The organism is Clostridioides sp. ES-S-0005-03 (assembly GCF_020658455.1).
GTDB lineage: Bacteria > Bacillota > Clostridia > Peptostreptococcales > Peptostreptococcaceae > Clostridioides.
This window is the reverse complement of sequence record NZ_JACVWI010000001.1, coordinates 1,467,854-1,482,620: the sequence shown is the minus strand read 5'-3', so window position 1 is coordinate 1,482,620 and position 14,767 is coordinate 1,467,854. Positions and strand designations below refer to the sequence as shown.

Annotated in this window: 13 protein-coding genes; all 13 read left to right on the top strand. The window is 26.4% G+C overall.

All coding sequences use genetic code 11. From position 1 onward, the window contains the following. The first annotated feature begins 226 nt into the window (after nt 1-226). Nucleotides 227-496 (top strand): hypothetical protein, encoded by a 270-nt coding sequence (locus IC218_RS06880; protein ID WP_227824105.1) that lies wholly within the window; start codon nt 227-229, stop codon nt 494-496. A 200-nt stretch (nt 497-696) separates the two neighbouring features. Beyond that, the gene (locus IC218_RS06875; protein WP_227824104.1) at nt 697-1,668 is read left to right on the top strand and encodes a hypothetical protein; all 972 of its coding nucleotides are present in this window, start codon (nt 697-699) and stop codon (nt 1,666-1,668) included. A 66-nt stretch (nt 1,669-1,734) separates the two neighbouring features. Continuing rightward, nucleotides 1,735-1,941: a hypothetical protein gene (locus IC218_RS06870; protein WP_227824103.1), complete on the top strand. Its 207-nt coding sequence runs from the start codon at nt 1,735-1,737 to the stop codon at nt 1,939-1,941. 16 nt (nt 1,942-1,957) lie between these two features. Then, a complete protein-coding gene (locus tag IC218_RS06865; RefSeq protein WP_227824102.1) occupies nt 1,958-2,170 on the top strand; it encodes a phage holin in 213 nt (70 codons plus the stop codon). Nucleotides 2,171-2,261: 91 nt separating this feature from the next. Then, nucleotides 2,262-3,260 carry an immunoglobulin-like domain-containing protein gene (locus tag IC218_RS06860; RefSeq protein ID WP_227824101.1) on the top strand — a complete coding sequence of 333 codons (999 nt, stop codon included), beginning with the start codon at nt 2,262-2,264 and terminating at the stop codon, nt 3,258-3,260. 25 nt (nt 3,261-3,285) lie between these two features. Beyond that, nucleotides 3,286-3,906, top strand: a complete 621-nt coding sequence (locus IC218_RS06855; RefSeq protein ID WP_227824100.1) for a hypothetical protein — start codon at nt 3,286-3,288, stop codon at nt 3,904-3,906. 21 nt (nt 3,907-3,927) lie between these two features. After that, nucleotides 3,928-6,516, top strand: a complete 2,589-nt coding sequence (locus tag IC218_RS06850; RefSeq protein WP_227824099.1) for an Ig-like domain-containing protein — start codon at nt 3,928-3,930, stop codon at nt 6,514-6,516. Nucleotides 6,517-6,548: 32 nt separating this feature from the next. Beyond that, complete coding sequence (locus IC218_RS06845) at nt 6,549-7,607, top strand: immunoglobulin-like domain-containing protein (protein WP_227824098.1); 1,059 nt, start codon at nt 6,549-6,551, stop codon at nt 7,605-7,607. After that, a complete protein-coding gene (locus tag IC218_RS06840) occupies nt 7,608-10,502 on the top strand; it encodes a hypothetical protein (protein ID WP_227824097.1) in 2,895 nt (964 codons plus the stop codon). Nucleotides 10,503-10,548: 46 nt separating this feature from the next. Then, nucleotides 10,549-10,764, top strand: coding sequence for a hypothetical protein (locus IC218_RS06835; RefSeq protein ID WP_227824096.1), 216 nt, complete (start codon nt 10,549-10,551; stop codon nt 10,762-10,764). Beyond that, complete coding sequence (locus IC218_RS06830; protein WP_227824095.1) at nt 10,754-11,836, top strand: hypothetical protein; 1,083 nt, start codon at nt 10,754-10,756, stop codon at nt 11,834-11,836. The genes IC218_RS06835 and IC218_RS06830 overlap by 11 nt, the downstream gene beginning before the upstream one ends. 13 nt (nt 11,837-11,849) lie before the next feature. Next, entirely contained in the window at nt 11,850-12,371 is a 522-nt protein-coding gene (locus IC218_RS06825; RefSeq protein ID WP_227824094.1) for a hypothetical protein, read from the top strand. Between the two features lie 14 nt (nt 12,372-12,385). Continuing rightward, complete coding sequence (locus tag IC218_RS06820) at nt 12,386-14,752, top strand: LamG-like jellyroll fold domain-containing protein (RefSeq protein ID WP_227824093.1); 2,367 nt, start codon at nt 12,386-12,388, stop codon at nt 14,750-14,752. The last annotated feature ends 15 nt before the right edge of the window (nt 14,753-14,767 follow it).

Sequence of the window (14,767 nt, the reverse complement as noted above, 5' to 3'; positions counted from 1 at the left end):
TGTATAGGTATATATATAGATAATAAATATTCTTTGACTTTTGCCAAAACAAAGTCTTTTACTACTATAATTTGAAACTCGTATTTAATGATGTAAATTTGAATCAATTAAATAGTGTAGTAGGTAGAATATTTTTTATACAATACTAATTTTAATGGTACAAAAATTAGTCATTGTATACATATATAAAAATAAATATAAGAAGTAAACTTAATAGGGGGGAACAATGTTAAAAAAAATTAATTTAGAGAGCTGTTTTAAACATGCTATGGAAAAGGGATATAATTATTTAGGTGTGGTTGTAAAAATAGATGAAAATCACAAGGAGCTAATAGTAAATACCAAAAATAATTTTCAAAACAAACTTAAGTATTATAAATTAGCTTATGATGAAAATTTGAATCATAATGTAGCAAATGATATGAGTATAACTGATTTTACATATGGAAATACATTAGCAGATATTGAAAGTAAATTACAAAAAAATTTTATATAAAACAAAAAATATGCTTTTTAATTTAACAAAGTATATCTTATAGAGGGTATATTACATAGTGAATAAGCAAATATGACCCCTCAAAAAATCCGCGTAATACCAACAAATCTAAGAATCCCAAATAAGCTTGTTAGCATTTAAATAATGCTAACAAGCTTAGATATACTAGTCTAAGATATCTCAACTAAGGAAGGAATAATATGGATAAAAGTATAAAGGAAGAGAATATATTGAGTTACAATCCTAATTTAGAAGTAGGGAGATTTGAAAATTTTGAATATACATCAATAGTAAATGAACCTATAACAATTGAGGATTATAAGACTAATATTTTGAAGTCATTTGAAAAGTATCATCCATCAAAAGTAGTATCAAAATTAAATGAACTTATATCATTAATCAAATCCTATTTGAGTTTGATAGAAAATGATGCATATCAAGGTAAGATTACAAAGCAGTATTGTTTTTCTATTACAGAATCTGAACAATATGTACTAAAAGAGGAAAATTTTAAAAATTTATATGGAGATTCTAAGTTTGAAAGTTACTTAGAGATATTAAATATAAAAAACGAATTATTAAATATAAGAAAAATCTTTGTAATGGGGATATACACAACTAAAAAAAATGATTATTTATTTGATGATATAGATTCTTCATTTATTAATAAATTGAACCAGTATGAATATGAAAAGAGTAATCATAATATAAATTACTTTTCATTATTTTATGATATTCAAGTTACATTTATTTTATTAGAATACTGTAAGAAAATAGAAAAAATAATTAAAGAATTATATTTGATTGAAAATAGAAAAAAAGGACAACCAATAAATTCAGAAACACATTTTATTCTAAACAAAAAGTTTAACCTTATAAATAAAACTATGAAAAATGACTTATTTAATGAAAAAAGTATACATGGAAATATAGAGGATTCTTTACATAATCTATTTTTAGCTAAACATGATGTAAATACATTTATAAATAATTTTATTAATTTAAGAGATGAATTTAACTTACTTAATGAGATAAAGGAAGATAATCTAAATGATGTAGAAATTTGCATTGATGAGTTAATAAATGCTTGCATGATGTCTGTAATTTATAAAAAAGATGTTTATAATTCACTATTGAATAAGTCAAAGATAAGAGAATTTTTTACTAAATAATTTACAATAGAGAAAAATGGTTGGTATATTCAGAAAATGAAAAGTATTAATAAGGAGGGTGAATATATGGCTGTTAAGCAAAAAAATATTAAGAAGAAAGATAAAGAGGAGCTTTACTCAAAAGCAGTAAAAATAAAATGCTGTTATTGTAGTAAAAAAGAAGATTGTTTATATCAAGCAAGAAAAGAGTTTAGTGAAAGTATAGGTCATATAACCTATTGTACATTAACTCCAAATATTCCTAAAAAACAACGTAAAAAAATAAAACGTTAGTAAAAGGAGAGCATATATGAAGAACTATTTAAAAAAGAGAGTAGGAAATAGAGGGTTTTGGGTTTCTCTAGCAGCAATGATTCCACTTACAATACAATCTTTTGGATATATTGATATACTACCAAAAAATTATTCTGATATAGTAAATTGTCTTTTAGCCTTACTCACAACACTTGGAATATTGAATGACAATTCTACTGAAAACAAGTGGTATTTAGATGATAAGTAATAGATTTTATTGAATAGCTAACATATTTACATTCTAAAAAAACTTTTCAAAAATATTTATAACAAAAATAAAAAATAAAGGAGATAGTATTATGATTTTTAATGATTTGAAGATACCTAGAGGAAGTTCTTTTGACCCAATGCAAGGAGTTAGATCTGTAGATAATATAGATGGGGATGTCACAGAACTTGTTACAGTTGAAGGTGAAGTCGATGTGAATGCAATTGGGGAATATACTTTGAAATATTCAGCTCCAGATAGATCTGGAAATATAACAACAGCAACTAGAATAATAACAGTTATAGATACAGGTGCTCCTGTAATAAGTGGTGCTGATGATAAGACTATAAATTTATTGGAAGAACTAGATTTAAAAGCTGGAGTTACAGCAATGGATGATATAGATGGAGATTTAACTGATTCGATAGTTATAGAAGGCTCAGTGGATAATACTATACCTGGAGACAATAAGATTGTTTATACTGTGGAAGATAAATCTAAAAATAAAAGTACAGTAAATAGAGTAATAACAGTTGTTGATAATGTAGCTCCTATATTATCTGGTGTTGAAGATTGTACTGTAGAATACGGCTCATCATTTGATTCAAAAGCTGGGGTTACTGCTAATGACAATATAGATGGAGATTTAACTTCTAAGATAGTAATAGAAGGAATAGTTAATACTTCTGTTTTAGGAGAACAAACATTAACATATAGAGTTTCAGATGTTGCAAATAACGAAGCAAGTGTTGTGAGAAAAGTTACTGTTGTTGATACTGTTAAGCCAGTATTTTCAGGCGTAGACAATTTAACATTAAATTTAAATGACACATTCAATGCTTTAGAAGGTGTAACAGCTGTAGATGGAGTTGATGGAGATTTAACAGATTTAATAACTGTTGAAGGTGGAGATTTAGTTGATACATCTGTTGTAAAAGAATATCAAGTTACTTATAAAGTATCTGATAAATCATCAAATGAAGCTGTAGTAGTTAGATTAGTATCTGTAATAGATAATATACCTCCTGTATTAACTGGGGTTGAAGATAAAGAGATAGAAGTAGAGCCAATACCTAAAGAAGAAGTTTAATAAATGATGTAGTAGAGGTGAAATTATGAGTAACTTTAATGTCACTTATAGTGCTGGTGGAAACATAGATAAAATAAAAAAAGTTGGAAATATTGAAGAAATAAATAATATAGAAAACATAGAAAAAATAGATAGTCTATCTGAAGTAGAAAACATAGAAACTCTTAAAAACATTGAAAATTTAGAGCAAGTCAAAAATGTGGCAAAACTTGAATCTGTTTCTAATATAGAGAACCTTAATGAAGTTAATACAGTCAATGAAATAAAAGAGATAGGTAGTATAAAGGGATTTGCATCAAAAACACAACCATATAATTATATGAGATTAATAGAAGTTCCAGCACTTCGAGGAGTGTTTGAAGAAGAAATAGTTTTGTCTCCATCTGAAGTTGAGATTCTTGCTATATCTGTTACATGTAGTGGATATGGAGAAAATGACCACTATAATTTATATTTTAATGAACAATTATGGTTTAAAGATTGGTACTTGGGGGAAGTAAAAGAGGGACTTTTCTTAGGTTCATCAACATATGTATATTCAGCACCTCCAAATTCAAGAGTAATTTTAAAATTTCATAATGATAGCGGAACTTCTAAAAAATTATGGTTTGGTATAAGAATGTTAAAAGACCCAGAACCAATTTAGAGATGGAAAGGAAAATTAAATATGTTAAGTAATGAAATAAAAGACTTTGTCTTCCATGAATTTAAAACAGATGCAGACAGTTTTGTAAAAGATTTAGCAAATGTTTTGGCTTTAGGGAATTATACTAAAGAAGTAAAAGATGTATCTGGAAACTTAATGAGAAAATCATTACCTTCAAAAGAAGATTGTTGGAATATAGTGTATCCTAACCCAAATTTTAAACTTATAAAAGGTAGAGAAGTTTCTTCTTTTGATGAGATAAATGCAAGTGAATATGAAATAATAACTAAGGACCAAATTTCTAAAATAACTGATTCTGTTGTGGTGAGAGCTGTAACAAGACCATCTGATAGAATTACTCAGCAAACAACAAAAGTTGGCTCTGATGAAATTTTAAAATATGGACTTCTGGATAATGATATAGAAGAAAATACAGTTATGTATTTGGAAGTGTATTTTCCAAAATATTTATGTGATACAGAATTGGATGACCCTACTCAACAACGAGATGGAAAAACTGTACCAAAAGTTGTAAATCTAAAAACTGGTGTAAAAGATGCGCAAGCTAGAAACTATCATAACTGCTATATAAGAATTTTTGATAATCCAAATAAGGACTATTCTGGTCCAGCAGAAAATGTTATAGATATGGTAACTGGTGATATAGCTGAATTTAATTCTGCTTCATCTGAATGGTGTAAATTATCTTGGTTTACAGATTTTGATGAAAAGTTTAAATCAGAACTTGGTATAACTGGTTCAGATGCTCTTTTAAGAATACCTATTACATCTTCTTTAAATAATAAGACTAAAATAAGAGTGCTTGCTAATATACATCCAAATAGAGTGCTTATAAATGTTACAGGTAATCCAAATGTAGATTATGAGGACAATAGATATTTAGTTGGTCAAGCCTATATAGGTTCTATTGATAGTTTTGATTTTGCTAAGAAAGACATAACTGGTAATTTTGGTATATTTACAACTTCTTCATCTGTACCTTCTATACCAAAGTTTAATATTAAATATAGTGAGCCTTTTAATGGAGTCAATACGCTTGGAACTGATGGAGTAAAAACAACTGGAAAAAATGTTATATCAAATGCAGGAGCTAAGTCAGCTTGGGTAAATATAGGTACATTTCCTTGGTTAAATAATTCATTATTTAATACTAGACCTGCAGATACAATAGTAAAATATACATATAATAGAAGAGATATTCCAAGAGATTTTGGTTCAAATATTGCTGGTGGAAAAACAACTATATATGAACCTAGTTTGCAAGTTACAATAGGAGCTTCTGTAAATAATGAATTTGTGGCTGAGTTTGGATTAATGAATCCAAATATAAAATATAACTCATATGGAGTATCTTATATTACACCTAATGCAAGAACTTCTATATCAAGAGAAAAAGTTACTTTTCCATCTGAGCTACCAATAACTATAGATAAACCAATAGTAAAAGACATGACAGTAGAAGTTCAAGTGACTTATAATGAACAAGATTTATATAACTATATTAGAAAGTATGTAGCACAAAATGATGGAAAAGAGCTTTTAAATGACCTAAGTTATTATATATATGGAGCACAAGATGGAACAGTTGAAAGACCAATTTATTTTTATCTAGGTTTTGATGAAGTTGAAGAAAGAACTACTCAAGAAGGTGGTTCGAATAGAGATAAATATGGAAATCTTGTAGATATAAAATACCATCAAACTTATGGTGTGCATACAGCAAATGGAACAACTGACTTTGCAATGTACAAAACAGACTCTGCTGACTATTTTCAAAGTCACTATTTTATGTTCTCATCAACAGAGCAATTCATGAAAAAACATATGTATGGTAAATCAGTATATACAAACGAATACTTTGCAGATAGGATAAAAATTGTCCATAGTGCAGAAGGTGTTCGTGGAGCTTTATCAGGTATTATAGTGATAGATGCTGAATCACTTTTCCCATTTGATGAATTAATAGTAAACAAATCTTTTGAAAAATATGAAGATAAACCAGAAGAAACATATATATACCTTCCATTAACTACACCTTATACTCCTTTTGCAAATTCTCCAAATGAAAGATATGGTGTTGGAGTATTAAAAGAGCTTAAATATAATGAAAGCAATGATGATTCTAGATGTGAAACTGCATTAAGAGAAATACAAGATATGTATAAAGATATCTATTCTTGTACAAATAATGCTGAATCAGTTTATTTTGCTGATAAAACAGACAATGGATTAGAGATAACATGGCATTCTTCTGATACGAATATAGTAAGTTTTTCTAAAGGAGCAGATGTTGAAGAACCTACAATAGAATTAAAAATATCTCCTGAAAATCCAATTTTAAAAGTTGGAGAAAAAAAAGTTCTTTCTTTACTTGAAAGAGAAGAAATAGTAGAGGATGATAACATAATTTGGATTTCATCAAATGAAAATATAGTTACTGTTTCTCAAAAAGGAGAATTGACAGGGATTAAAATAGGTGGGGCAGTTATAACTGCTAGATATAAAAGTAGAAAAGTTCAAACTGAAGTAAATGTAAATTCTACAGATGAATTGGATGAATCAAATTCACAAGAAGACCCTGTTATATAAAATATAATGAGAAATAGAAAGGATGAATATTAATGTTAGGTATAATTAATAGACCAGATTTCTATGAAGGAGATAAAGAAGTATACTTATCTGCTACTGTAAAGTCTGGAGAAGTCTCTAAAACTAAAAAATTTAAGGTACTTGTAAAAGCATCGAAGCGAACTGATTTACAAAGTGTACTAGAGGATATAGGAAACCTATCTATACCAAATATAGTCACAGAAAATCTGACTTTTATACAAAAAGGTAGTTGTGGTTCAACTATAGTATGGTCATCTTCTAGTCCAAATATAATAGGTCAATTAGGAAAAGTAACAAGACCTGTATTTGGTGAACAAGATGCAAAAGTTACTATAAACATTATTGTGTCAAAGGGAAGTGTAAGTAGAAGTAAAGAATTTAAAGTTACAGTACCAGCATGGACTCAAGAAGGTGAAGTTGAATCTGCTGCTAATGCAATAACTTGGGAACTTATTAGAAATAAAAATACTGATATAAATAAGGTTACAGGTGATTTAGTACTTCCAACAACTATAGGAAATGAAATATCAATAACATGGACTACAAGTAATTCTACATGCTTGAGTGATAAAGGGGTAGTTACTAGACCAGCATATAAAGACGGTGATAGCATCGTATCTGTTACAGCAACACTTACTAAAGGTGAACTTATATCTACAAAAACTATAACTAATATTAGAATACTTAAGCAAGAGCCTACTAATCAAGAGAAGGTTGATGATTTTGTAAAAACTTTTGACTTTGTTTCATATATTGCACCAAATAAATCATTAACAGAACTTAGTGATAACTTTACATTGCCTGCTAAAGTTGAAAATATGTCATTGACTTTTTCGGCACTTGATAATGAAGGTGAAGACTTAACATCAACAAATATAAAATTAGAACTTGATAATCAGGCTCTTTCTTATAAAGCCACAATAGTGAGACCTAGTTCTAACATTGGTGATTTTAGTTTTAATTTAAAAATTGAAGCTAAAATTACTGTCTTGTCAGAAGGAGAAACATCAGAAGAAATTAAGGCTTCTAAGATATATCCAGCTAAAATATTAGCTATGATTGAAGAATAGATGATTGCAACTTTTAAGTTTAGCACTGGCGTTTTCGTCAGTGCTAATTTTAAATATAATCTTTCTGGGGATGAAAACTCTATAGCTTTATTTTATAAGATAGAATGTGAACACGCAGAAAGTAATATAGACAATACTTTGTTGATGTTAAAAAATGACAAAAAGTCAATGTATATTAGAGAAAAACAGGTATTTTTTATAAAAAGTAAGAAATCTTTGCAACCAATATCCATAAGTAATATCTATATAAATAAAGTATATAAAAAATTATATGATAAAAACATTAGTGAATATATAAGCAGCTATAAAGATTTTAAGAAATTTAGAAATTTTAATAATATATTAAACTATCTAAGTAGAGAGGAACAATATTTAGATAAATCAATTATAGAACATATGCTGTTCGTAGAATATAGAAATACTAGAGACAAAATACAAATAAATGATAACTACAATACTTTTAAGACCAATCAAAATACTTTGTTCTTTCAAGATAATACAATAGAAGTAAGTAATATTGATAAATATCTAAAAATTTATGACTATGAGGATATGATAGGTCTTCCAAGTAAACAAATTTTTGTAGACTGTAAAAGTACAAATATAAGTGAGACAGAAAATGATACATATATATTTGATTTTGAAAAAAATATTAAAGACTTAGATAAAAAAATAAATGAAAATGATTCTATAGTTGTCAAAAACTCTATAAACAATAAAATATCTATAGAAAAACCAAAATTTGCTGAAAATCATATTAAAAACTTATCTATAAATTTACAAAAAATTATAAAGAATGGAGATTTAAGAAAAGTTTTTGTAGAAGAAAATAAAATGTCTACATCAGATTCATCAGTTAATGTAGATATTAATTTACCTTATTTGATTGATATACCAAATATACCAGAGGTTTTAATCAATAATAATATAAACTTAAGAAACGGTTTTAATAAGCAAATACTTATAGAAGATAAAAAACGTTTAGCAAAGGGATACTCAGATAAAATACAAACATTTTTAGAATCTAAATATAAACTATATAAAGCTAAAAATTATATTGAGTTATACCATTCACTAGATAATATTGAAAAAAACATAGATAGTAGTCTTCATATTGTAGATGATATTAAAGATTTTACACATGAAGGTTCAAATATTCAAATGAATGATATCCTCGCTGGATATGATTTTTCAAAAGGGAAACCCACATTTAATTTATATAATCTAAATATAGATGTAGGAAAGGCTGACAATCAAAAAATTTATATTTCTAGTATAGATTTATTCTTAAAATACTATAATCCAAAGTTTGATTTTAAAAATGATGAATATAACTTATTAATATCAAAGTCTAATAATAAAGAAACATCTATAATTGAGCATAAGTTATTTGGAGAATATTATAAAGGGAATCTATCTCTTATTGACTCAATTATATATCCTGATTATCTTTCAAAACCTTCATTATATACCTTTGAATGCTATATATATAAACGACTAGAAAATAGCAAATACAGACTTCTAATAAATAAAGAACTTGAAAAAGGGACAATACAAAAAAATGACTTTAAAACATCTTATGGTTATAGTCTGATAAATTTTTATAAAGAAGGTAGTTTATTAAATATTTCAGACCATATGGATGAGTTATATAAGTACAGTAATAATCTTTATAATATGTATCAAATTCAATTTGGAATCATGAAAAAAATCAAGGATACATCATCTGATGAATCACCAATTAAATTAAAGTTTTCAAAATTACCTACATATAAAAATGATGATGGTTACTTTGGAGTTGCGACAGAATATTTCCCTGACTTTGTGGTGATTGATGGAAGTAAAGATGAATTGATTCTTCCCAAAAGTGGTTTTGATTATAATATATATAAAGATAAGATATTTGGTGACAATCTTATAATAATAGATAAGGATAAGTATGTAAAAAAATACACACAAGCTGGAAATCAAATAATTGAATTACCTATAGAAAATCCAGTTGATTATTTTGCAAATATAGCAATAGATGTTATAAATATTGATGTTTCTGTTATGAAGTATGTTCTTGATACACTATACAATCAATGGAGACATAATATTTATAGATATGCTGGTATAGAGCCTGAAAAAGCTATAAAAGATTTGATAGACTCAACAATGAAGTATATAGGTGGAAAATATTATTGGGATAGATGCAAAATACCACATCTTGAGAGAACCTTAAAACTTTTTTTATGGTATGCAGAAATGAGTATATTGTGTAATTCAGAGTATGAAGTTGTATATATAAGAGAAGATTGTAAGATTGATTATTCTAATAAAACATTAGGAAATTTAGAAAAAAATATATTACATATTGACAATTTAGAATTGACAGATGATTTTGTTCTATCAAGTAAGAAAAAGGGTGTAAGTTCCAAGTTAAAATTTAAAGTCAATCAAGAATTTGATTTACAACTAAAATTTAAAGCATATATGGAAAACCGTGGTGTTTTAGAAATACATATAGGAGAAGAAATTTATACGTTCTTAGGAGATGAAAAACCTTCTTATAATATAGATTTAAGAATTCCAAAAGAAGTTAAAGAAGTAGAGATTTTATTTTTTTATGATAATGAGGAATCTTTTATAGATATAGCTGCTTTTAGAATAAAAGATATGTTCAATAAATCAGTTAAGATAAAATATATTGGAAAACTTGGAAAAACAAATAAAACTGTAGAATATTTGATAAATATGTTAAATATTGCAGGTGAGTCTATAGAAGATACACAAGTTAAGTTAGGAATTCAAAATTCAGTACAAGTTGCATATGCACTTGATACATTTAAAGATTATATGTTTAAACATCATAATAATAAAGAAAAAGGTAAGCGAAGAGTAATTAAAAAATAAAAATTATTTAAAATACTATCAAAGATAATCGAAGGGAAGAAATGTTATGGTAAATTATCAAATTCAATATAAAGAAAAAGTAAATCAAAATGAACTATCTGGACCACCAAATGAAGCAAATGAATTTTGGAGAGTTGTATGTGACATGCCAACTTTACAATCAGCAATATCAACTACCAAATCACTAGTGAAAAAATATGGGTATGAAAATTTTCAGATATGTAAAGTGACTAGTATAAGGGTTGAAGTTCATGCAGAGTAAAAAAAAATTAAATAAAATATCTACAGGATATATATTTAGTGAGGAATTTAATGGTACCATGAATCCTCTGTGGGATGTATTTCCAAGTGATAACAATAGAATCACCTTTACAGGTGATTCTATTAAAATACTTGAAAATGATGATAAAACAGAATTATTGATACCATGTCCCAAAGAATCTGGATATGTATTTCAAACATATATAAGGTATGAACCAAAAGAATCTAATGGTAATGGTGGTTGTATAATAAAGTCTATTACTGAAAATTATGTAGAATGTGAATTATCATCAGAAATCGAATCAATATATTATTCATATTTAAAAGTAATATATTCTGATAATTTTGTATTAAACCTTAGAGCATCAAAAGATGGATTAAATTGGGAAGATTTTGGAAGTACAAAATTGTTAGATTCTAACTCAATAGGATATTATCTAAATGACAGTAAAGATACATTAGAAATATTTAATTGTGAAATGTATAAGAATAACTTTATAACATTTATAGGAATTGATAAAACACAAAATATCAAAATATATGACGAAAATAATAAAGAAATAGTGACAGATGTAGATATGAAATATACTGAAGATTCAGTTATTGTTGATTTATCATCAAAACTTTTTCCAATAAATCATGTAAAGGTAGAAGTTGAAAGTGGAGGAAGATTATTTGATACTATAACTATAGACAAGTTGTATGGTGGAGATGTGTATTCATTTGAACCAGAAATTAGATTTATTGTCAATGAAGCTAATATAGATAATGGTGACTTTGATTTAGGACTAGTACAAGGTAAAGATAGAGTTTATGAGTTACAAGTAGTAAATGCAGGTGATTTTACTAAAACTGGAACCTTAAAAATAGTTGGAGTTTCTAGTTATGATAGGGGAGATAGTATGGCTTACTTGATGCCATATGGGGATTCAAGTGGAAGTTCTGAATTATTTAAAGAGTTGGACATTACTTTATTGCCTGGAACTACAAGTAAATTTTTGATTAAGATAATAAAGGACTCTAGTTGTATAACAATTGATGATAAATATAGTTTTAATATTATATTTATGTAAGGTGGTATGGTAGATGGGTGTAAGAATAAAAAGATATGGAAAAACAGAATATTTAAATGACCATAACCAATTAAAGAATACTGATATAGAGGACCAACATCCAATAAAAGCTATTACTGGATTGAATGAAAAACTAGATGATATAGATAACAATATAAGTATTAATATAGATTATATAAGAAATAACAGAAATGATATAGATATTATTAATAAAATGATAGAAAATGGTGAGATTGGTGGGAGTTCTGGTGGTGTATCTGATATAACTCCACTAGTTGAAAGAGTAAAAGTATTAGAGCAAAATGTAGTTATACTAAATAACAATAATTTAGAACTAAAAGAATTTGTGATTAGTGTATTGAATGAAGTAAATCGTTTAGAAGATGAACTTGTGAAAACAAAGCTTATTGTAGACGAATATCATAAAAATACTAATTTAAGTAAAAATAGTTTCACTGATACTTTGATAAATGACGATTACATACAAAATCTAATTTATTGTAAGATTGATATAAATAATGATAATGTTACATAAAGTGAGGTGATGATATGCAAGGAATAGATAAACATACTTTAGTATACTTAAAAGCAGAAGATTTTACGGATAGTAGTTTAAATAATATAGAGATAACTCCAGGAGGTGCTCAAATTGTAGATGATGGTTACTTTGGAAAATGTTTTAACTTCACAAATGTAAATCAACGGTTGAGAATTCCAGATGGTTCATATAAATTAAATGATGAATGGACTATAGATTTTAGATTGTATATGAATTCACTAAGCACTTCTACAACTTTTGATATTTTAGGTAAAGGATACTATCAAGGTGGAGTTAATAATGGATTTGTTATTAGAATAGAAGGTAATGGTTCAATTCGTATTATGTTAACCACTGGTTCAACAGTAAGAAACCAATTATTTACTTCAACTAAAGTTATAAATGCTAATATCTGGCAACATGTATGTTTTATGTACAAAAACTATAATTTAAGCATTTATATTGATGGAAAATTCACATGTTCTTTTATTGATTACAATGTAGATATAAATGGCACTGGTAGAGATTTAATCTTAGGTGGTGGATGGGAGACTGATTCTACTAGAACCTCAAACCATAGAATAGATGAATTTAGAATTTCCAATGTAGCAAGATGGACAGAAGATTTTGAATTGCCAACAGAACCATATGATTATTCTCCTAATATTGAGATAATAGAACAAACAGAACATCATATAAGCTTTAATGTATTATCAAATACAACTACTGTAAATAAAGTTAAAGTATATGTAAATAATGAAATAGAAAAAGAGTATATTGATATTTTTGAAAATCTAGTTTTTGATATTATATATGATGAAAAATATATAATAGGAAAAAATGAAATAAAGTTTGTTGTTGAATACAATGAAAATAAAAATATAGAAGAAAAAGTATATCATTATAGGCATAGAATTGATGAAAATACAATGTTCTTTCTAAACGGAACAGACATTGTTGATAGTAGCTATAATCCAAAGGTTATAAATAACAATGGAGTAACAATGTCTGAGGGTGGTAAATTTGGTAAGTTTTATAATATGAAAACTGGATATTTACAAATACAAAATTTTAATCCTCATTTTAGAAACTTTTCAATAGAGTTTTATTTGAAATTTAATACAAATAATACATTAGATGTATTATTTGATACAAGAAACTCTTCCCATAATAAAGGATATGTAATTTATATAGAATCTAATAAGCTAAAATTTCAAATAGATAAAGATGCATCATTGAGCTCCTTTATAGATTATTCAAGTTTTGATAAAAATGTTTATCATCATTTTGCCTTTGAGATTAAAGATTATAAATATGTAAAACTGTATCATAATGGTAAGCTTGAAAAAATTGACACTATATCAGAATTACCTCAAGAACATATAAGTAATAACATCTATATGTCAAAAAGATGTGACGGAGTCAATAATTTTTTTACTCACGAATTAAGTATGTTTAGAATTTCTAATGTGAATATATACAATGAGAATTTCATACCAACAAATACTATTTATTGTTATGAAGCTATATTAAAAGCAAATCAAACATCTGAAAATAAGTTGATAATATCAATAGATGATATGTCTAATGTAATGAATAGACTAGAAATTTTTATAAATGGAACTTTAAAAGAAACTATAATAGAAGGGTTTAGTAATATTTCTTTTGATTTATTAATGGAAGATTATAATGATGGTTTTAATGAAATAGAATTTTTAATGACCTTCAACAATAATATTAAGCGTATTAGAAAAAGGTTTAAAGCTTACAAACACAAAAAAGGTGTAATCGTTGCAAGCAAAAGCTTTGAAGTAAAGAAAATCTTATTTGATAAGATATACACTCACTTTAAACCTTTCTTTTTAGGTCATGGAAATGTTAATATTTTATATTCAGTAGATGATAATGAGTTTATATATTGTGATGCTAATAGTTTTACTCAAATAAATTCAAATAACATAAAACTAATATTTTTAATGGACTTAGATGCTGTAATTGAAGCTTATAAAGTTTATCTAAAAGATTGTAATGATACAATTGACATTAATTTTAATGAAGTTTTACCTCCTCCAAATAATATAGACAAATTCCCTATAACTAACGGAGGTGGAGTTAGTAAAGAATTATTAGAGGCTATAGAAGGCAATGATAATATTTTAAATAATAAAATATCAGAACTTCAAAAATATGTAGAAAAAATAAATAATGAACTTATAGCAGTAGAAGATAAAGTTTATGATATAGAATTTGCTGTTGATGAATATCACAAAAATACTAACTTAAAACATAATCAATTAACTGATACTCTTATTAATGATAAGTATATAAAACAGTTAATAGATTGTGAGTTAGATATTAATAATGATAATGTCAAGTAAAAAAAAGAAGGTGAA